Source organism: Nocardia sienata NBRC 100364 (assembly GCF_001613205.1).
GTDB classification, from domain to species: Bacteria; Actinomycetota; Actinomycetes; order Mycobacteriales; family Mycobacteriaceae; genus Nocardia; species Nocardia sienata.
The window spans coordinates 158,305-177,916 of record NZ_BDBX01000004.1 but is presented as its reverse complement, the minus strand read 5'-3'; the positions used below and the strand labels follow the sequence as shown (position 1 = coordinate 177,916).

The 19,612-nt window shown below is 70.3% G+C and carries 16 protein-coding genes; 12 read left to right on the top strand and 4 right to left on the bottom strand.

Annotation, left to right across the window (positions count from 1 at the left end; translation table 11 throughout):
• The first annotated feature begins 108 nt into the window (after window positions 1–108).
• The 3 genes from NS4_RS03805 to NS4_RS03795 are packed head-to-tail and all read left to right on the top strand — an operon-like array spanning window position 109 to window position 4,915.
• Window positions 109–1,392 (top strand): extracellular solute-binding protein, encoded by a 1,284-nt coding sequence (locus NS4_RS03805; RefSeq protein WP_245665048.1) that lies wholly within the window; start codon window positions 109–111, stop codon window positions 1,390–1,392.
• Window positions 1,389–3,191 carry an ABC transporter permease family protein gene (locus tag NS4_RS03800; RefSeq protein ID WP_063058063.1) on the top strand — a complete coding sequence of 601 codons (1,803 nt, stop codon included), beginning with the start codon at window positions 1,389–1,391 and terminating at the stop codon, window positions 3,189–3,191. The genes NS4_RS03805 and NS4_RS03800 overlap by 4 nt, the downstream gene beginning before the upstream one ends.
• The gene (locus NS4_RS03795) at window positions 3,188–4,915 is read left to right on the top strand and encodes a tetratricopeptide repeat protein (protein WP_063058062.1); all 1,728 of its coding nucleotides are present in this window, start codon (window positions 3,188–3,190) and stop codon (window positions 4,913–4,915) included. Before NS4_RS03800 ends, NS4_RS03795 begins: the two co-directional genes overlap by 4 nt.
• Before the next feature lie 57 nt (window positions 4,916–4,972).
• Here the strand turns inward: NS4_RS03795 and NS4_RS03790 are convergent, their stop codons facing one another.
• Window positions 4,973–5,632 carry a TVP38/TMEM64 family protein gene (locus NS4_RS03790; protein ID WP_369690199.1) on the bottom strand — a complete coding sequence of 220 codons (660 nt, stop codon included), beginning with the start codon at window positions 5,630–5,632 and terminating at the stop codon, window positions 4,973–4,975.
• Between the two features lie 420 nt (window positions 5,633–6,052).
• Between NS4_RS03790 and NS4_RS03785 the strand changes: the two genes are divergently transcribed.
• The 5 genes from NS4_RS03785 to NS4_RS03765 are packed head-to-tail and all read left to right on the top strand — an operon-like array spanning window position 6,053 to window position 13,478.
• A complete protein-coding gene (locus NS4_RS03785; RefSeq protein ID WP_084486654.1) occupies window positions 6,053–7,927 on the top strand; it encodes a methylmalonyl-CoA mutase family protein in 1,875 nt (624 codons plus the stop codon).
• Window positions 7,927–10,212 carry a methylmalonyl-CoA mutase gene (gene scpA, locus NS4_RS03780; RefSeq protein WP_063058060.1) on the top strand — a complete coding sequence of 762 codons (2,286 nt, stop codon included), beginning with the start codon at window positions 7,927–7,929 and terminating at the stop codon, window positions 10,210–10,212. The genes NS4_RS03785 and scpA overlap by 1 nt, the downstream gene beginning before the upstream one ends.
• The gene (gene meaB, locus NS4_RS03775; protein WP_063058059.1) at window positions 10,209–11,201 is read left to right on the top strand and encodes a methylmalonyl Co-A mutase-associated GTPase MeaB; all 993 of its coding nucleotides are present in this window, start codon (window positions 10,209–10,211) and stop codon (window positions 11,199–11,201) included. Before scpA ends, meaB begins: the two co-directional genes overlap by 4 nt.
• 56 nt (window positions 11,202–11,257) lie before the next feature.
• Window positions 11,258–11,893 (top strand): TetR/AcrR family transcriptional regulator, encoded by a 636-nt coding sequence (locus NS4_RS03770; RefSeq protein WP_063058058.1) that lies wholly within the window; start codon window positions 11,258–11,260, stop codon window positions 11,891–11,893.
• Between the two features lies 1 nt (window position 11,894).
• Window positions 11,895–13,478: an FAD-dependent monooxygenase gene (locus NS4_RS03765; RefSeq protein ID WP_063058057.1), complete on the top strand. Its 1,584-nt coding sequence runs from the start codon at window positions 11,895–11,897 to the stop codon at window positions 13,476–13,478.
• 40 nt (window positions 13,479–13,518) lie between these two features.
• On the opposite strand, the gene NS4_RS03760 is transcribed toward NS4_RS03765, so the two are convergent.
• From NS4_RS03760 to NS4_RS03750, 3 genes are all read right to left on the bottom strand, one after another.
• Window positions 13,519–14,340 (bottom strand): amidohydrolase family protein, encoded by an 822-nt coding sequence (locus tag NS4_RS03760; protein ID WP_084486833.1) that lies wholly within the window; start codon window positions 14,338–14,340, stop codon window positions 13,519–13,521.
• Between the two features lie 124 nt (window positions 14,341–14,464).
• Window positions 14,465–15,532: a nucleoside hydrolase gene (locus tag NS4_RS03755; RefSeq protein ID WP_063058055.1), complete on the bottom strand. Its 1,068-nt coding sequence runs from the start codon at window positions 15,530–15,532 to the stop codon at window positions 14,465–14,467.
• Window positions 15,533–15,639: 107 nt separating this feature from the next.
• Complete coding sequence (locus tag NS4_RS03750; protein ID WP_245665046.1) at window positions 15,640–16,407, bottom strand: MHYT domain-containing protein; 768 nt, start codon at window positions 16,405–16,407, stop codon at window positions 15,640–15,642.
• A 438-nt stretch (window positions 16,408–16,845) separates the two neighbouring features.
• Here NS4_RS03750 and NS4_RS03745 point away from each other — a divergent pair, with 438 nt between their 5' ends.
• The 4 genes from NS4_RS03745 to NS4_RS03730 are packed head-to-tail and all read left to right on the top strand — an operon-like array spanning window position 16,846 to window position 19,573.
• Entirely contained in the window at window positions 16,846–17,076 is a 231-nt protein-coding gene (locus NS4_RS03745; protein WP_063058054.1) for a hypothetical protein, read from the top strand.
• A gap of 55 nt (window positions 17,077–17,131) precedes the next feature.
• Entirely contained in the window at window positions 17,132–18,034 is a 903-nt protein-coding gene (locus NS4_RS03740; protein ID WP_063058053.1) for a Sir2 family NAD-dependent protein deacetylase, read from the top strand.
• Window positions 18,035–18,045: 11 nt separating this feature from the next.
• Window positions 18,046–18,459: a secondary thiamine-phosphate synthase enzyme YjbQ gene (locus NS4_RS03735; RefSeq protein ID WP_063058052.1), complete on the top strand. Its 414-nt coding sequence runs from the start codon at window positions 18,046–18,048 to the stop codon at window positions 18,457–18,459.
• A 28-nt stretch (window positions 18,460–18,487) separates the two neighbouring features.
• Entirely contained in the window at window positions 18,488–19,573 is a 1,086-nt protein-coding gene (locus NS4_RS03730; protein WP_063058051.1) for a Gfo/Idh/MocA family protein, read from the top strand.
• The last annotated feature ends 39 nt before the right edge of the window (window positions 19,574–19,612 follow it).

The window sequence follows — 19,612 nt, the reverse complement described above, 5'->3', positions numbered from 1 at the left end:
GACCGATCACTGCGGTGACTCCTCCCGGAGGTTCGCCGAACAGCACGCGCCGGACCGGCACCTGGGTAATAATCGGAACCCACTGCTGGACAAGCGCATCGGGGGATCGTGACAACACGTCGTGCCGTGCTCCGCACGGCTGCGCTGGCGCCGCTGCTGGTGGCCTGTTCACCGGATGTGCTGCTCGGCGACCGTGCGGTGGTACGGATCGCGGTCTCCTGGAGCGGTCTGGAGTTGACGGCCTTCCGGTCGGTGCTCGACGCTGCGGCCCTGCCGGAACCGGTCGAGGTGGTGCCGCTGGGCGACGAGATCGGCACCGCGCTCACCGCGCGCGGCCGGTCGGCCCCGGATATCGTCATGCTGCCGCAGGCCGGGCAGGTCCGGGATCTGGTCACCGCCGGGCGGTTGCGGGAGGTGCCGGCCGATCTGTGGTCCGGCCCGGACGGGCCACGCTATGCCGACCAGTGGCGACAGCTGTGCCACCATCAGGACCGGTTCTACGGGGTGCCGTTCAAGGCGAGTGGTAAATCACTGATCTGGTACGACCGGGACGGCTTCGCGGCGTCCGGGCTGGGCGATCCGGCCGGCTGGACGGTCGACGACTGGCTCGCCGGGGTGCGCGAAACCGCCGGTACATCACGGCGGCTACTCGCCCTGGGCGCCGCCGACGGCTGGGTGCTCACCGATCTGTTCGAGAACCTCCTGCTGTCCGAATCGCCGGCGGTGTACCGCGAACTGGGCACCGCGGTACGGAACTGGGACGCGGCGGCGGTACACAAGACCTTCACCCGGCTGGGTGGGTTGTGGGGTATCCGGGACGGGTTACCGGGCGGGGTGGGTACCGCGCTGACCCAACAGTTCGCCGACGCGGTACGCGATGTCTTCGAATATCGCCGGGCACTGGCGGTGGCGGCGCCGGATTTCGCCGAGCCGGTGGTGCGCGACGCGCTGCGGCGGTCCGGCCGGACCGCGGAAGCGGCCACGGTGGTGCCCTTCCCGAGCGTGCGGCCGGGTGACGAGAACCCGCGGATCATGGGCGGCGATGTGATGGTGCTGACACGGTCGGCCGATCCCCGCGCGGATGCGGTGGTGGCCGCGCTGGCGGCCGGCCGGGCGCCGGTGCCGTGGATCGAAGGGGTCGGTGGGTTCCTCGGGCCCAACCTGGACACCCGGGCTCGATATTCGCGCTGGTCGGCGCCCGCCGCCGCGACGCTGGGCGAGTGGCCGGATTTCGATCTGTCCGACCGTATCGGCGCAGTCGGCGGTCGTGACGGGCTGTGGCGGGTGCTCACCGAGTTCCTGATCACCGTCGGCGATACCGGCGGTGATGTCGGTGCCGCCGCCGAGACCGCGGTCGCGACCCTGGGGCGTTTCGAGAGAGGTTGGCGATGACCACGGCACCGCGATTCGAGGCCCACGGCCTGCGGGTGGAACTGCCACTGGGGCCCATGCACGGGCCGCTGGAACCAGGGCGGCCGCCGCAACGCGGTATCACCCTGGTCGCGTGCCTGCCCGCCGTGCTGCTCCTGGCGCTGCTGCTGGTGCCGGCCGCCGGAACCGCCGTATCGGCCATGCGCACCCGGGTATGGCCGGTGGTGGGTTGCGCGGTGGCGGCCGTCGCGTTCGTGGCCGCGGTCAAGGCGGCCCGCCGCGGCGCGAATCGGCGGCTGTGGGCGGTTCCGGCGCTGGTGGGAGCGGTGTCCATCGCCGTGCTGTACTGGTCGGACGAATCGTACGCGCGCAGTCTGTACTGGATGGCGTTCGCGGCCGCGCTGCTGGTCACGGCGATGCTGCTGGCCTGGTGGACCCGGCGCAGCCGGGGGCTGTGGCTGCCGCTCATCGTGCCGTTCGGTATCTCGGCGATCGTGTCGGGGGTCGCGTTCCGCCTGATCTTCCAGTACACCGGCGCGCGGCTGGGTTTCGACGGTTTCCCGGGATATCGCGCCTGGTTCGTGGTGATGTTGGGCTCGGCCTTTCTGTGGACCTGGCTCGGGTTCCTGGTCGGGGTGTTCCGGGCGGGGATCCGGGCCCTGGAGCGCGATCCGGTGCGCTGGACCAGACTGCAGGAGAAGGCAGGGCTCACACTGGCGTGGCGGTTGTTCGCCCTGCAGCGGCCGATCGTTCTGGTGGCCGGACTCGTGGTGGGGGTCGCCGCGGCGCGGGTGTTCGACGTAGTCCTCATCGGCGTACCGGGCTCGGTCCAATACCAGGTGGACAGTGCCACCGTGTCGTGGTGGCGGCTGGCCACCGACCCCGCCACCGCGGGCGAGGCGGCCGCCTACGCTCTCCCGCTGGCCGCACTGCTCGGCGCGGCGGCCTGGGCGCTGCAGACCGACCTCCGTGACCGGCGTGCCGGATTTCCGCCCGCCGTTCATCCCTCCGACGAGATACCCGCCGCGCCCACCGACACCACTGTCGCCGGCTCGGTCCGGGGCGTGATGATCGGCGCGGTATCGGTGGCCGCGATGATCCCGCTGGTGGTGCTCGCGGTGGTGGCGTTCCGCGCGCCGGACGGCTGGTCGGCGGCCGCGTTCACCGATGTCTGGCGCGACCGGTGGCTGCTGCATTCGGTCGAGGCGACCTTCTGGGTGGCGCTGCTCGCGACGATCATCGTGGTGGCGGCCGCCGCGCCGCTGGCCTACCGGCTCGCGGTGGCCCCCGCCGGGTGGGTGACCCGCACGATCGTCAGCGGGCTCGTGGTACTGGCGGTGCTGCCGGTCCAGGCGTATCTGGGTCCGCTGGACATCTTCATCGACGACCACGGCCTGTCCGGGACCCGGGTGCCGCTCGTGTTCGTGCACGCCGCGGCCGGGCTGCCGATCGCGGTGCTGATCCTGCGCGGCGCGGTCGCGGCACCGCCCGGTAGCCCGGCCGCGGACGCGTTACGCGGGCTGGCGGCCCCGGGCACGATAAGCCGCCGGCTGTTCGATTCGGCGGGCCCGGCGCTGGGCGCAGTGGCCGTACTCGAATTCGTCCAGGTCTGGAACGATTTCATCGTCGGGCTGCTGATCAGCGGTGCCGGGGCCTCACCCTGGTCGCTACTGCTGTGGGGGGAGGCGCGGCAGTTCGGTGAGAACGCCGCCCAGCTGGCGGCCGGTTCGCTGATCGCGGCCCTGCTGCCGGTGGCGCTGGTGCTGGCGACCTGGCGGCGCTGGATCGTACCCGGTCTGACCGGCGGGGTGTTGCGATGAGCGAACCGTTCCCGCGGACCCCGGTCGTCTCGGGGGTACTGAGCGGCCTGTCGGTGCTGGCCTCTGCGCTACTGCTGGAACTGGGCCGCAATCTGGTCATGAATTCGTTCGGCGAGAGCGCCGAAGTGCAACTGGTGGCTTCCGGGCTGCGCTGGCTGGCGGTGCTCCTCGTCGTTCTGGCCCTGCTCTACACCGGATTCCGGCTGACCGCGCAACGGCGGGGCCGGCGCCGGTTGCGGCGCCGCCGCGATCTGCTCGCGGACCTCGACGGGCCGCCGCTCACCGGCCTGTCGGCCGCGGATGACCTGTTGTCGTCCGACGAGGACGACGACGAACTCGACGACGAGTCCGAGGGCGAATACGGCGACGGGCCCGACCCGACCCTCGGCGACCACCCGGTCGCGGCCGCGCTGCGCGCACTGCCGGTCGCCGAGTACGACGCCGCCACCGTGCACGCGATTCTGACAGCGGTCGGAATGGAATTGGCGCTGCGCCCCGAGACCGGGAGCTCCTCGGCCGGGGAGCAGCCCAGCGCACTGGGCGAGCGATGGACCGCGACCGGTCTGCTGACGCAGCTGATCTCGGAGGGGGTGCTGGTCTGCCACGAAACCCAGCGCTACCGGCTCGCCCGTTATCCGGAGCTACCGGACCGGGCGACGGTGCTCGCCGGGGCGATCTGGCAGGCGGCCCTTTTCGCGCTGCTGTGCCACAGCGCCGACCGGGCCACCAGCTGGGCCATCGGGGTCACCACGGTGCCGTTCGGACCGCGGTCGCGCCGCTGGTTCGCCGCGGAAGCGCCGCGCCTGCGCAAGCTGGTGCGCCGATGCTGCCGCGGTGATCGCGCCGCGGCGATACCCCCGGCCACGGCCGCCCAGTTGGTTCGTATCTGTGATGCTCTCGATACCTGGTATGCCGTCCGTCCGGCCCCCGACAGCAGAACACGATCGTTGTCGGCGGCTCTCGTGCGACTGGGGCCGGCGCTACTGGGTGGCCACCACCGGGCGATCGCGCTGCGCGCGGAGCCCGCCGGACCACCGCCGTGGCGGTGGCGCCCGTGGTGGCGCCGGGCCACCGGAATCGGAGCCCGCGCCGAACATACCGCCGGTCTGGTATTGCTCGAATCGGCGGAAACCCCCGCGGCCCGGGCCGCCGCCGTGGACCGGTTGCGGGAAGCCTGGTGGCGGCTGCCGCGCGAAGATCTCGCGAACCAGGTACGGGTGCTGACCGACCTCGCCGTGGCGCATATCCATCAGGGCCGCCTCGATGCCGCGCAGGACCGGCTGGAGCTGGCGGCGTTGCGCGCCCGCGACGACGAGAACGCCGACGGCCTGGCCCGGGTGCACGAGATCGCGGGTACGGTCGCCTGGGCGCGCGGTGAACCGCGCGGCGCCCTGCGTTGCTGGCAGCGCGCTCTGACCGGCTATCGGGAACTGGCCGACAACAACGGTATCGGACGCTGTCTGCAGCATCTCGGCGCCGCGATGCTGGTCGCGCCGGAGCACGGCGATCTGGTCCTGGACGGCGACCCGGCGCACGATGTCGCCGAGGTGCGGCGCTACGCGCACAGCTGGTTGGCCGAGGCCGGCCGGCGCAATCCCCGCGCGGCCCATGTGGCCTATTACACCGGCCGTGCCGCGACGATCCGCGGCACGGCCGAACCGCCGGACTTCGAGCGCTGGCCGCTGCAGGCGCACGAGGAAACGATTTCCCCGCCGATCTCGTAGCGCGAAGGACAGCGCCACGATGATCCGATGGGGCGTGGTGCTGCCGGGTGTGAGCGGTCAGTCGAGGACGCTGACCGGACCCGCCACCGCCGGTTTCCACCGCTGATCGATCACCAGACCCAGCAGTCCGGCAGCGATGCAGGCGATCGAGACCACCACCATCACCGGATGGGTTCCTCCGGTGAGGGCGTCGGCCAGGATGACGGTGGCAGCGGTGCCGGGCAGGATGCCGATGACCGTCGCGCCCAGATACGGCCAGAACCGGATCGAGGACAGGGCGCAGGAATAGTTGACCACCGAGAACGGCGCGAAGGCGATCAACCGGAGCGCGCCCACGGCGAGCCAGCCCCGCCGGTGCAGGCGGTCGTCCACGATCCGCACGGTGGGATGGTCCAGGTACACACCCACCCGGTCGCGTCCGTAGGCGCGGGCCAGGAGGAAGGCGGCGGCGGCACTGAGCACGGTGGCGCCCACGGCCACCGCGAGCCCGATCGCGGGTCCGAACAGTAGGCCCGAGGCCACCGTGAACACGGTTCGTGGGACGGGAGCGATGGTGATCAGTGTGTGCGCCACGAAGAACAGCACCGGGAAGTAGGGGCCGGCTTCCCCGGCCCACTGCTGGATCCGCCCGGGGCTCGGTAGGGGGGTCAGCAGTGCCGCCGCGCAGATGAGGGCAGCGCAGCACAACAGCAGAACCAGCCGCCGGTCGCGGAGCATTCGGGACACCGGCCGAGGTTACCGGTCGGTCGCCGGGTACTCGCCGATCGGTCCGAGATCGCCTGATCCGTGCGACGGATCGTCCACGGCGGATCATGGAAGGCGAACCGGACCGCACCAGGTCATCTGCAAGGTCCGCCGCGCTGCCCGCGCATCGTTCGGGTTCGGACGGTCGCTGGCGCGCCGGACGGCACACCCCGGCGGCCGGGACTCCGATGCACAGGGGCTACCAGGTGCGCGGCGGCGAGGTTACTCGCTGGTAGTGGTGGCCACGGACGATGCCGTACGGCCATCCCGCTAGCATCGGAGGAGCGGGCTGAATGCTCGTTAACCAAAGTATTCGCTGAGCTGGGCGGATGCCAAGGTACCCGCGCACACCAGTGGTGCGCTTGTACTGGAACGACAATGAGGGAACAGGGTATGCCGATTGCTGCAGAGCCCGCGGCCGGAGCTGATCCGTCCTCGTCCGCGGTGCCCGAATATCCCGCCTGGCGCAAGGGTGTGGCGGGAGTGCTGGCCAAGACCCGCAAGGTCGACGCGGCCGAACTCGGTGCGGAACCCGAAAAGCTACTGAACCAGTCCACCTACGACGGGCTGAGTATCGCGCCGTTGTACACGCGCCGGGACGAACTGCCCGAGCAGCCGCTGCCCGGCGCCTACCCGTTCGTCCGCGGCGGCGATGCCACCCGCGATGTCCACCGCGGCTGGTTCGTCAGTGCCCGGATCGGTGCCGCCGATGCCGCGTCCGCCAACCGGGAGATCACCGGCGGACTGGAGAACGGCCTGAGCGCCGTGGAACTCGGAGTCGGTGCGCACGGTGTCCCCGTGACCGGTATCGCCGCCGCGCTCGACGGTCTGCTGTTCGAGCTGGCGCCGCTGGCCCTGCGCGCCGGGACCGAGACCGCGGCCGCGGCCGCGGCCGTCTACGAGGTGCTCGGCCGGTATTCGGCGCCCGATCGCGCCGCCATCCGGGTCTCTCTCGGTGCGGCACCCCTCACCAGCGCGTTCGCCGGAACCGAGGATATCGGCCTCGCCGAGACCACGGCCCTGGCCGTCGCCGCCGGGCAGCGGCCCGAAACCGTCCGGGCGATCACCGTGGACGGCACCGTCTTCCACGACGCCGGCGCCTCCGACGCCCAGGAACTGGGTGCGGCAGTCGCCGCCGGACTCGAATACCTGCGCGTGCTGGCCGGGGAGATGCCTGTCGCCGAAGCGCTACGGCAGCTGGAGTTCCGGTTCGCCGCCACCGACGACCAGTTCGCCACCATCGCCAAGTTCCGGGCCGCGCGGCGCCTGTGGGCGCGGGTCGCCCATGCGCTGGGCGCGCCGTCGGAGGGCGCGGCCCCGCAGCACGCGGTGACCTCGGCGGCCATGATGAGCCGGCGTGATCCCTGGGTGAACCTGCTGCGTACCACCCTCGCTGCCTTCGGCGCCGGGGTGGGCGGCGCCGATACCGTCACCGTCCTGCCGTTCGATTCCGCACTGCCCGCCGGTGAGCTCGGCGTCTCGGCGTCGTTCTCCGAACGGATGGCACGCAACACCCAGCTGCTGCTGCTCGAGGAATCCCATCTCGGCCACGTCCAGGATCCCGGCGCGGGTTCCTGGTACGTCGAGCGCTACACCGATGAATTGGCCACCGCCGCATGGGAGTTCATGCAGGAATTGGAAGCCGCCGGCGGCTACCGGGCCGCGCTGGATTCGGGTCTGGTGGCCACCCGGATCGCCGAGACGCGCACCCGCCGGGAAAGCGATATCGCCCATCGCCGTACCGCCGTCACCGGGGTGAACGAATTCCCCAATCTCGCCGAGGCGCCGCTGTCGGAGGCCGCCCGTACGGCCGGTCCCGGCCGGCGGTACGGCGCCGCATTCGACGCGCTGCGGGACCGCTCCGATGCCTACCTCGCGAGACACGGCCGCCGTCCGCAGGCGCTGCTGGTGCCGTTGGGCACGGTGGCCGAGCACAATGTGCGGGTCACCTTCATCGCCAACCTGCTGGCGTCCGGTGGTATCGAATCCATCAACCCCGGCCCGCTCGCCGAGAGCGATATCGCCGCGGCGGCGAAAGAATCCGGAGCCGCGATCGCGGTGCTCTGCGGTACCGACGCGCGTTACGGCACCGACGCGGCCGGTGCGGTGGAACAACTGCGTGGCGCCGGAGTCGGGACCGTGCTGCTGGCCGGCCCGGCGAAGGTGCTGAGCGGTATCGAGGAGGACCGGCGTCCGGACGGTTTCCTGGCGGCCCGGATCGACGCGGTCGCCGCCCTGACCGCCCTGCTGGAGAAGGTGGGAGCCTGATGACGACACAGCGAATCGAGCAGGAGGTCGGCAGTTTCGCCGACGTACCGCTCACCGAGCCGGGTTTCACCCCCGACAAGGCCGACCAGAGCGCCCGTGACTCCTTCGTGCGGGAGGCCGCCGCGGCGAACAACTACGCTCCCGAGCAGCTGGTGTGGTCGACCCCGGAGGGGATCGACGTCCCGCCGGTGTTCACCAAGGCCGATCGTGATGCCGTCGCCGAAGCCGGTTTCCCGCTCGACAGCGTGCCCGGTGTCGCGCCTTTCGTGCGCGGGCCGTACCCGACGATGTATGTGAACCAGCCGTGGACGATCCGCCAGTACGCGGGTTTCTCCACGGCCGCGGATTCCAATGCCTTCTACCGCCGTAATCTGCAGGCGGGACAGAAGGGTCTGTCGGTGGCGTTCGACCTGGCCACCCACCGTGGCTACGACTCCGACCATCCCCGGGTGCAGGGTGATGTCGGTATGGCCGGGGTGGCCATCGACTCCATCCTGGACATGCGCCAGCTGTTCGACCACATCCCGCTCGATCAGGTCAGCGTATCGATGACCATGAACGGCGCGGTGCTGCCGATCCTGGCGCTGTACGTGGTCGCCGCCGAAGAACAGGGCGTGGCGCCGGAACAGCTGGCCGGAACCATTCAGAACGATATTCTGAAAGAGTTCATGGTCCGCAACACCTACATCTATCCGCCGAAGCCCTCGATGCGGATCATCTCCGATATCTTCGCCTACACCAGCGCGAAGATGCCGAAGTTCAATTCCATCTCGATTTCCGGCTACCACATCCAGGAAGCCGGGGCCACCGCCGATCTCGAACTCGCCTACACCCTCGCCGACGGCGTGGAGTACCTGCGGGCCGGCATCGACGCGGGCATGGAGATCGACGAGTTCGCACCGCGGCTGTCGTTCTTCTGGGCCATCGGGATGAACTTCTTCATGGAGGTCGCCAAACTCCGGGCGGGCCGGTTGCTGTGGAGCGAACTGGTCGCGAAGTTCGGTCCGAAGAACCCGAAATCGCTGTCGCTGCGGACCCATTCGCAGACCTCTGGCTGGTCGCTGACCGCGCAGGACGCGTACAACAATGTGGCCCGCACCTGTATCGAGGCCATGGCCGCGACCCAGGGTCACACCCAGTCGTTGCACACCAACGCGCTCGACGAGGCGCTCGCACTGCCGACCGATTTCTCGGCCCGGATCGCGCGCAACACCCAGCTGCTGATCCAGCAAGAGTCCAACACCACGCGGCCGATCGACCCGTGGGGCGGTTCCTACTATGTCGAATGGCTGACCCATCAGCTCGCCGAACGGGCCCGGGCGCATATCGCCGAGGTCGAAGCGCACGGCGGGATGGCCCAGGCCATCGGCGAGGGCATCCCCAAGCTGCGCATCGAGGAGGCCGCGGCCCGGACCCAGGCGCGGATCGATACCGGTCAGCAGCCGGTGATCGGCGTCAACAAGTACCAGGTCGCCGAGGATCACCAGGTCGAGGTCCTCAAGGTCGAGAACTCCCGGGTGCGCGCCGAGCAGATCGAGAAGCTGCGGCAGTTGCGCGCCGACCGTGATCAGGACGCGGTGGACCGGGCGCTGGGCGAACTCTCCCGGGCCGCCGCCTCGTCCGAGGGCGGGATGGAGAACAACTTGCTGGCCCTGGCCATCGACGCGGCACGCGCGAAGGCCACCGTCGGCGAGATCTCCGACGCGCTGGAGCAGGTCTACGGCCGGCATCAGGCCGAGATCCGTACCCTGTCCGGTGTGTATCGGGACGAAGCCGGCAAGGTCACCAATATCACCACCGCCGGGGATCTGGTGGACGAGTTCGCCGAGGCCGAAGGGCGGCGTCCGCGCATCCTGGTCGCGAAGATGGGCCAGGACGGGCACGACCGCGGCCAGAAGGTGATCGCCACGGCCTTCGCCGATCTCGGGTTCGACGTCGATGTGGGCCCGCTGTTCCAGACCCCCGAAGAGGTGGCCCGCCAGGCGGCGGACAACGACGTGCACGTCGTCGGTGTGTCCTCGCTGGCCGCCGGTCACCTCACGCTGGTGCCCGCTCTGCGGCAGGCACTGGCCGATGTCGGCCGGCCCGACATCATGGTCATCGTCGGCGGGGTCATTCCGCCCGGTGACTTCGACGAGCTGTACGCGGCGGGCGCGGCGGCGATCTTCCCGCCGGGCACCGTGATCGCCGACGCGGCGATCGATCTGCTGCGCAAGCTCGGTGCCGCGCTCGGGCACGAACTCGGTTCCGGCGACTGTGGATCCGGGGTCGAAAGCCAGGGATGAGCACACGTGTCGTCGACGTGGAAGCACTCGCGCAGGCGGTCCGCTCCGGTGAGCGGGCCGCCCTCGCGCGGGCGATCACCCTGGTGGAGTCCACCCGGGCCGACCATCGGGACCAGGCGCAGCAGCTGCTGCTGCGGGTGACCCCGGAACCCGGTGCGGCGCTGTCGAACCGGGTGGGGATCACCGGGGTGCCCGGGGTGGGGAAGTCGACCTTCATCGACTCCCTCGGCATGCAGCTGATCGGGCAGGGGCACCGGGTCGCCGTGCTGGCGGTGGATCCGTCGTCCACCCGGACCGGCGGTTCGATCCTCGGTGACAAGACCCGGATGGCGCGGCTGTCGGTGGAGGAGAACGCCTTCATCCGGCCCTCCCCGACGGCGGGCACGCTCGGCGGGGTGGCGAAGGCGACCCGCGAGACGATCGTGCTGCTCGAGGCGGCCGGGTACGACGTCATCCTGGTCGAAACCGTCGGCGTGGGGCAGTCGGAGGTGACCGTGGCGAACATGGTCGACGTTTTCTGCTTCCTCACCCTCGCGCGTACCGGCGATCAGCTGCAGGGCATCAAGAAGGGTGTGCTGGAGCTGGCCGATCTGGTCGCGGTGAACAAGGCCGACGGTAAGCATGAGATCGAGGCGAAATCGGCGGCCCGGGAACTGTCCGGGGCGCTGCGGCTGATCCATCCGCACGATGCGCTGTGGCGGCCGCCGGTGCTGACCATGAGCGGTCTGGAAGGGGTCGGGCTGGAGAAGTTCTGGCAGACCGTGCTGGAACACCGCCGGGTGCTCACCGATGCGGGTGAGTTCACCGAGAAACGCCGCCGTCAGCAGGTCGACTGGACCTGGACCATGGTGCACGACCAGTTGCTCCGCCGGCTGGCGGACAACCCGAAGGTGAAGGCGCTGCGCGGCGAAGTGGAGCGCGAGGTCCGGGACGGGAGCCTGACCGCGGCGCTGGCCGCGCAGAAACTGCTGGACGCCTTCGACAGCTGAAAAGTTTCCGACTTGGAAATCTTTCCATTCTGGAAACATTCTGTACCGTGGTGGGCATGGACGATGCCGAACCCGGGTTACGGGAGCGCAAGAAACGTGAGACGCGCCTGGCGCTGAGTCTCGCCACCATCCGGCTGTCGATCGAGAAGGGCTGGGACGCGGTCACCGTCGAGGAGATCGCCGCCGCCGTCGGTGTCTCCGATCGGACCTTCCGCAACTACTTCGGCAGCAAGGCCGAAGCCGTGGCCTCGCGGCACCTGGACCGCATGTACGAGATCGGCCGGTTGCTGGGCGCCCGCCCGGTGACCGAACCGCTCTGGAGCGCGATCACCGCCGCGGTCCTGCACGGATTCGAAGTGGGCGAGGGCGATACGCAGGCGAACTGGTCGGGCGATACCCGCTGGGCCGAGGGCGTGGGGGAGATCCTCTCCCAGCCCGCGGTGCGGGGCGCCGTACTGGAGGCCGACGCGCTCGCGCAGCGGGAACTGGCCGCGGCCGTCGCCGGACGGGTCGGCGCCGATCCCGACCGGGACCTGTATCCGAAACTGGTGGCCGCGGTGGTGGGTTCGGCCTGTGCGGTCGCCACCGAGCACGCCCGGTCCACCCGGCCGCCCGAATCCCTCGCCACCGCATTGCGCGCGGCGCTGAGCCAGGTGGCCGCCGGGCTGCCCGAACCGAATGCCGGGAGTTGAGATGCGCTACGACGTGATCATCGCCGGGGCGGGCCCGGTCGGGCTGCTGCTGGCCTGCGAGCTGGGCCGGGCCGGGATACGGCCGCTCGTGGTCGAACGCCACACCGAGGCCGAGACCGAACCCCGGGCCAACGGCCTGGTGGGCCAGGTGGTGCCGCTGATGGATCGGCGCGGGCTGTACGAGCGGCTCAGCGGGACATCCGGTCCGCCCCGGCCCAACGACCGGTACTTCATGTTCGGCGGGTTGGCCCTCGATCTGAGTCTGCTCGACGACGGGCCGATCTACACCCTGCCGATCCCGCAGCGGGAACTGGTCGCCGCGCTGGGCGAATACGCCGCCGAACTCGGTATCGAGGTACGCCGCGGCGCGGCGATCGTGGCCATCGAGAACGACGGCGACGGGGTCGTGGTGGAGGTCTCGGGTCCGGGCGGCTCGGCGTATCTTCGTAGCCGCTACCTGGTCGGCGCCGACGGCGCCCACAGCATCGTCCGCAAACAGCGCGGGATCGGTTTCCCCGGTATCGGATACGACCGCACGACCGCCCGCACGGTCCACGCCTCGATCCCCGCCGAGTGGGTGGACCCGGCTTCCGGTGAGCTGCGGGTGCCCGGGTTCGGCCCGATCCGGCCGTTCTTGTCGCTGCGTACCGAACACGGCGGTTTCACCTACGCCCCGTTCGCCGGCCGGCCGCCGATGCTGTCCACTGTGGAATGGGACGAACCCCCGACCGACGAACCGATGACGCTGGCGGAGATGCGGGCCAGCATCTCCCGGGTCCTCGGCGCCGAGATCCCGCTCGGCGATCCCGTGGGGCCCGGACCGCATCTGCTGCGGCGGCTGCGCGGCGGTCACACCCGGGTGGCCGAACGGTTCCGCGACGGGCCGGTACTCCTGGCCGGCGACGCGGCGCACGTGTACACCGGCGGTGGCGGGCCGGGACTGAACGTAGGGCTGGCGGACGCGGTGGAACTGGGCTGGAAACTGGCCGCGGAGATCGACGGCTGGGCCCCGGCGGGTCTGCTCGACAGCTACGACCGGGAACGCCGGCAGGCGGCCACCCGGACGGAACTGGCCGCCCGGGCCCAATCGGCGCTGCTCGCACCGGGCGGGGACACCAGCGCCCTGCGTACGGTGTTCGCCGAACTGCTCACCGACGAGTCCGCGGTCGCGCGGGTGGCCGCGGTGATCGCCGGAACGGATGTGCGCTACGACATGGGCGCCGCGGACCCGCATCCGCTCGTCGGCTACAGCGCCCCGGACCTCACGCTGCGCGTCGACGGCGGTGTGGTGCGCCTGGCCGAACTGATCCGGGAATACCGCCCGCTACTGCTGGACCTCGGCGCCGAGGGGGAGTGGTCCTCGGCCCTCACCGGCCTGCCGAGCCGGGTCGGCGTGGTGCGCGCACGGACCGAGGACACCACGGCGACCGCACTGCTGCTGCGACCCGACGGCCGCGTGGCCTGGGCCACCGACGGCGCGCCCGCGCCGGGCGAGATCGCCGAATGCCGCGCGGCGCTGGCCCGCTGGGCGGGAGCGGGTACGCCGGATGAGCCGGTGGGGGTGGCGACCGAACGGCCGGCCTGACACCGGACCGCATCGGCGCCGGACGCTGCCGAGATCCTCGTCAGGCCAGGCCGAACCGGTCGGCGGCATTGCGGTAGCAGACCCGGCGCAACCAGTCGTCGCCCAGTTCGAGCCGCTCCAGGGCCTGGACGGCGTGCCGGTACGGGTGCGGGATATTCGGGAAATCGCTACCGAACATGATCCGGTCGCCGTGATCGAGTAATCGGTGCCGGTCGGCTACCGGGAACGGGACATCGGCCTCGGCGAAATCGGTGAACGCCATCGTTGTGTCCAGCGAAACACCGGAATACCGGTCGGCGAGGTAGAGGAAGTCGACGTATTCGGGCATGCCCATATGCGCCACGATCAGGGGCAGGCGCGGAAACCGCCGCAGCACCTCGGCGATCGGCTCGGGCCCGGTGAACGCGCCGGGCGCCGGGCCGGAACCGCAGTGGATGACGGTGGGTACGCCGGCGTCCTCGAGGAGGCCCCAGACCGGATCGAGCAGGGGGTCACGAGGATCGTAGGCGCCGACCTGGATATGTGACTTGAACACCCGCGCACCCTGGTCCACCGCCGCCGCCACGTATCCCGCCGCACTCGGCTCGGGGTAGAACGTGGCGGTGTGCAGGCATTCCGGCACCTCGGCGGCGAATTTCGCGGTCCATTCGTTCAGCCATGCCGCCATCTCCGGGCGATGCGGGTATACCAGTGCTGTGAACGCGCGGATTCCGAAGCGGCGCAGCGCCTCCAGCCGGACCGGTTCGTCGGCGCGATAGGTGATCGGCCAGGGACGCCCGGTGAGCGGACCGGCCTCGTCGAAGTACGCCCAGACCTTGCGCAGCACCCGGTGCGGCATGAAATGGGTGTGCACATCGATCATTCCCGGCAGTCCCAGCCGCTGTCGGAACTCCGCCAGATACGCCTCGTCGGCCGGAACCTCGTGTGCTCCGGAAGAGTTCACGTTCGTACCTCTCGATCGGATCGGGCAGCGGGCGGCCGGAATGTCATCGCCGCCGGCCTACGGGCTCGCCGACCGGACGGCCTGGATACAAGGTGCGTGCGTGATCGCCGATCCTGGCGATCATGCGGTCGAAGAAGCGCACGGGGTCGGTGCCGACGACAATATCGGCGTTGGGTGGCCGCCCCCACATCCCGGCCCGGTCTGCGATGGTCGCGCCCCGCGTGAGCGTGCCCGTGAGCTCGACGTCCACGGTGGCGGGCCGGGTGCGCGCCAGCGCCGGGTCCAGGGCCACCGCGGCAGCGAACGGGTCGTGCATATGGGCCAGATAGCCGAGGTCGTACCCGTGGTGGAAATCGAAGTAGAAGCGGACCGCGTCGGTCAGGTACCGGATGATCGGGTTGCTCGCCGCCGAACGTGCCGCGGGCGGATCGGTGGGCGATACCGTCTCGATCGGGTGGCTGCCGGCCTGCTCGGCCAGCCTGACCAGATGGGCGGGCCGCATCTCGATGGTTTCGGTGATATCGAGGGGGCAGATCAGCGGACGGCGGTCCGGCGGGGCGGCGGAGAAGGCGTCGAAGACGATTTTCGCGGCCTCGGGGTCGACGTGGATGTTCCACTCGTTGGTAGGTGTGGTGTTGCCGGGGTGGTCGAATGCCCCGCCCATGATCACGAGCCGGCGCAGCAACCGGGGCAGCTCGGGTTCCTCGCGCAGAGCCAGGGCGAGATTGGTGAGCGGCCCGGTGCACAGCCCGATGAGCTCCCCGGGATGGCGGCGTGCCAGATCCACCCACATCTGCGCCGCGCTGCGTTCGGAGATGCGCCGTGTGGGGGCGGGGAGTTCGGCGTAGCCGACGCCGTGCGGTCCATGGGTGTCCTCGGTGGTGCGCAAGGGAATCTCGAGCGGTTCGGCCGCCCCGAGGGTCACCTCGATCTCCGGGGCCCGGGCCAGCTCGAGCCATGCCAGATTGTTGATCGCGACCTGGGCCGCGGGCACATTCCCGGCGGTGGAGGCGATCCCCATGATCTCGGCCTCCGGGCTGGCGAGCAGATAGAGCAGGGCGAGGGAATCGTCCACGCCGGTGTCCACATCCAGGATGATCCGCTGCCGCACCCCATGACCCTATCGGGGGCACGGCAGCGGATCCGGCGCGGGTCGTGTCACAGTGACGCATTTCGGTCGGTGTGGCGCGAAATGCGTCGCGGCGTGGACGGCCCCGGTCAGTCGCGGGTGGGCCAGTAGTTGTCGGTGGCGGGGCGGCGGGTGAGGGCCGCGCTGCCGCTCACCTCGGTCAGGCCGAGGTGGAACAGCATGCCCACGGTCAGCAGGCTGACACCGACGATCAGCGGGGTCAGCAGTTGGGCCGCGCCGGCGCCGGAGGGCGTCATATGGTGTTGTTCGCCCAGGTGCATGGCGTACATACCGGTGTAGTGCATACCGGCCACGGCGACGCCCATCACCAGGGCGGCGCCCACGGTGGCCAGCGCGCCGCGCACATTGAGGGTGAACCAGAGCGCGGCGGTCGCGGCGATCACCGCGATCACCATGGACAACGCCACGGTCGACCACTCGTAGCCGATTTCGACATCGGTCTTCATGGCATACATACCGGCGTAGTGCATCGCACCCACCCCGATCCCGGTGACCACGCCGCCGACCAGCAGGCTCTGTCCGCCCAGCCGCCGCTGCTGGGCCAGGCACAGTCCCAGCCAGACCACGACCATGGCGATCACGGCGCTGACCAGCGTGACGGGTACGTCGTATCTGATGGCTGCGCCGTCGATCCGGAAACCCAGCATGGCGATGAAATGCATAACCCAGATGCCCGTGCCACCGAGGGCGACCGATGCCGCGATGAGCCAGCCGTCGAACGGTGATCGGCTGCGAACGCGGCTCATGCACCGTAGCGCGAGCAACGATCCGGTGAACGACATGACGTACGCGACCACGGGGGTGAGCCAGCCATGGCTGAAGTGGTCGATCTCCACCGGTGAACCTCCTCGCTGGGGTGGAATCCCGCCCCCGCAACAGCGGAACACGAGCATTCCGGATTGATGAACGTGCAGGAGGTGAATTTAGAGGAGTTGTGTCGTAAAAAACAAGGGCCGTAAAAAATGACATCGGCGCACCTGTGACATGGAATCGGCGCGACGTCGCCCCTGTGGTCGCGCTATGACGTAGGGCACATTACCCGATCATCTGCTATCGATCCCCGCAATCGTTCGGCATGTCGTTTCCGGTAGTCGATGCCGCACAACTCTTCTGGGTCCCGAGCTCCGGCAGTGCGGCCGTGCGACCGGCCGGTGTCCTGATCGGCACGGGTGACGCGGTTCGGGCGGGAATGCTCCAGCGGCCGACTCTAGTTTGCGGTTGTGCTGTGTGTCACCGGCCCTCGGCGTAGGCTTCGGACAACTCGAAGGAGACCCATGCCTGGCACATCCAGCCGTCCCACCGTTGTCGAACACGATTTTCCCGAGGCCGATCTGGCCGAATTCGCCGAAATCCGCAATGCCGAACGCGCCGAGGTCGCCCGCCGCAGCGCCGTCGCGGCCCGGATCGTGGCCGGCCACTCCACCGATGTCGCCGACTGCCGCAATCTGCTGGCCATGCTCGGTCTCGACGCGGAGGCCGGCAAACTCGCCGGCGTCCAGACCTAGCCGATCAATTCCGGCCCCGGGTGGGCGGGGCCGGACCGGCACGTACGCTCGGGGTATGCCCGAAACGGCGCTGCTCACCCCGCCGCACCCGGACTCCTGGTCCGATGCCCTCGACGATCTCGTCGAGCTGATCGGCGACCGGCCCACGGTCGTGCTCACCGGTGCGGGGATCTCCACCGACAGCGGTATCCCCGACTACCGCGGACCCGACGCCCCACCGCGAACTCCGATGACCTACCAGCAGTTCGTCGGCGATCCGGTGTTCCGGCAGCGCTATTGGGCGCGTAATCATGTGGGCTGGCGGTATATGGACGCCGCCCGTCCCAATGCGGGCCACCGGGCTCTGGCCGAATTGGAGCGCCGGGGCACGGTTACCGGCGTGATCACCCAGAACGTCGATCTGCTGCACACCAAGGCGGGCAGCCGCCGGGTGATCGACCTGCACGGCAGCTATGCCCAGGTGCGCTGCCTGGGCTGCGGAGCGCGTGTGTCCCGGATGGCGCTGGCCGAGCAGCTGGAACAGGCCAATCCGGGTTTCGCGACCGCTTCGGTGACCGGACTCGAAGTGGCTCCCGACGCCGACGCCGTGGTCGAGGACACCAGCGGTTTCCGCATGGTGGATTGTGCGCGGTGCGGCGGGATGTGGAAGCCCGATATCGTCTACTTCGGGGAGAGTGTGCCGCCCGAACGGGTCGCGGCCGCCTACGAACTGGTGGACGCGGCGGAGGTGATCGTGGTGGCCGGATCCAGCCTGACCGTGCTGTCGGGCCGTCGTTTCGTGCACCGGGTCGCCCGCAACGGCGGCACGGTGGTGATCGTGAATCGCGGCGCCACCCGCAGCGACGGCCTCGCCGACCGGCGGCTGGACGCCGGATGCTCAGCGGTCCTGTCCGGACTCGCGCAGCGGTACCGGATCCGTGGCGCGCGTCCCGCGACCGGCCCGGCCGGGCCCGCGTAGGCTGCCCGGATATGCGCAGCACAGTCATCGCGGTGCACACCGGCCGCAGCGAAGTGGTCCATGACATCACCCCGCAGTGCCGGGCGTTCGTGAACGACGCCGGCGGCGACGGGCTCCTGCACATCTTCGTACCGCACGCCACCGCCGGGATCGCGATCCTGGAACTGGGCGCCCACAGTGACGACGATCTGCTGGCCGCGCTGCGCGACCTGCTCCCGGCCGACGACCGGTGGCGGCACGCGCACGGATCGCCCGGACACGGCCGCTCCCACGTGATGCCGGCGCTCATCGCCCCGTACGCGACCGTGCCGGTCCTGGACGGCGAACCGGCACTGGGCACCTGGCAGTCCATCGCGCTGGTCGATATCAATATCGACAATCCGGATCGTGAGGTGCGCTTGTCGTTCCTGACCTCCGCGGGGTGAACGCGCCCGCCGGGTAACGTCGGCGGGTATGAGCAGTCTCGGAGTCGCCATCATCGGGTACGGGTTGGCCGGGGCGGTGTTCCACGCCCCGCTCGTCGCCGCCGAACCACGGCTCCGGCTGGCCGCGGTGGTGACCGGCTCGGCGCAGCGGGCGGAGCAGGCGCGACAGGAACATCCCGGGGTGCGCGTACTGCCCGATACCGACAGTCTTTTCGCCGATATGTCCGGGATCGATCTGGTCGTGGTCGCCGCACCCAACCGTGTGCATGCCGAACTGGCCCGGCAGGCGCTCGCGGCCGGGGCGGCGGTGGTGGTCGACAAACCCTTCGCGGTGACCGCCGCGGAAGCCGCGGATCTGCTGCGCTACGCCCGGGACGTCGGGGGAGTGCTGACCGTTTTCCAGAACCGGCGCTGGGACGGCGATTTCCGGACGGTGCGCCGGTTGGTGGCCGAGGACGCGCTGGGCCCGGTGCGCCGCTTCGAATCGCGGTTCGAGCGCTGGCGTCCGGTGCCCAAGGGCGGCTGGCGTGAGCTGGGCGGCCCGGGCGATGCCGCCGGGATCCTGTACGACCTGGGCAGTCACCTGGTCGACCAGGCGCTCACCCTGTTCGGTCCGGTCGCGAGCGTCTATTGCGAACTGGCCCGGCGTCGCCCCGGGGTCAGCACCGACGACGATATGTTCCTCGCCCTGACCCATACCGGCGGCGTGCACTCCCACTTGTGGGCGAGCGCGGTGGCCCCGCTGCTGGGCCCCCGCTTCCGGGTCCTCGGGGACCGCGCAGGCTATGAAGTGCACGGACTGGACCCCCAGGAGGCGGCCCTGCGCGCCGGACACCGCCCGGACGACGGGACACCGTGGGGAGAGGCCGACGAAGCGGACTTCGGTGTGCTGGGTGCCGCCGACCCGGCACCGTACCCCACGCTGCCCGGCGATTATCCCGCCTTCTACGCGGCCACGGCCGCCGCCGTCCTGGACGGTGCGCCGGTACCGGTGGACCCCGCCGAAGCCCTGGCGGGCCTGCGGGTCCTCGAGGCGGCCCGCGAATCGGCGGCGAAAGGTACCGTCGTGTCCCTCGCCGGCGCCTCCGGTTCGGCGGGCCCAGGGCTCTGGTGACCCGGGCTGCGCGTGCGATAGATCTATCCGAATTCTCTC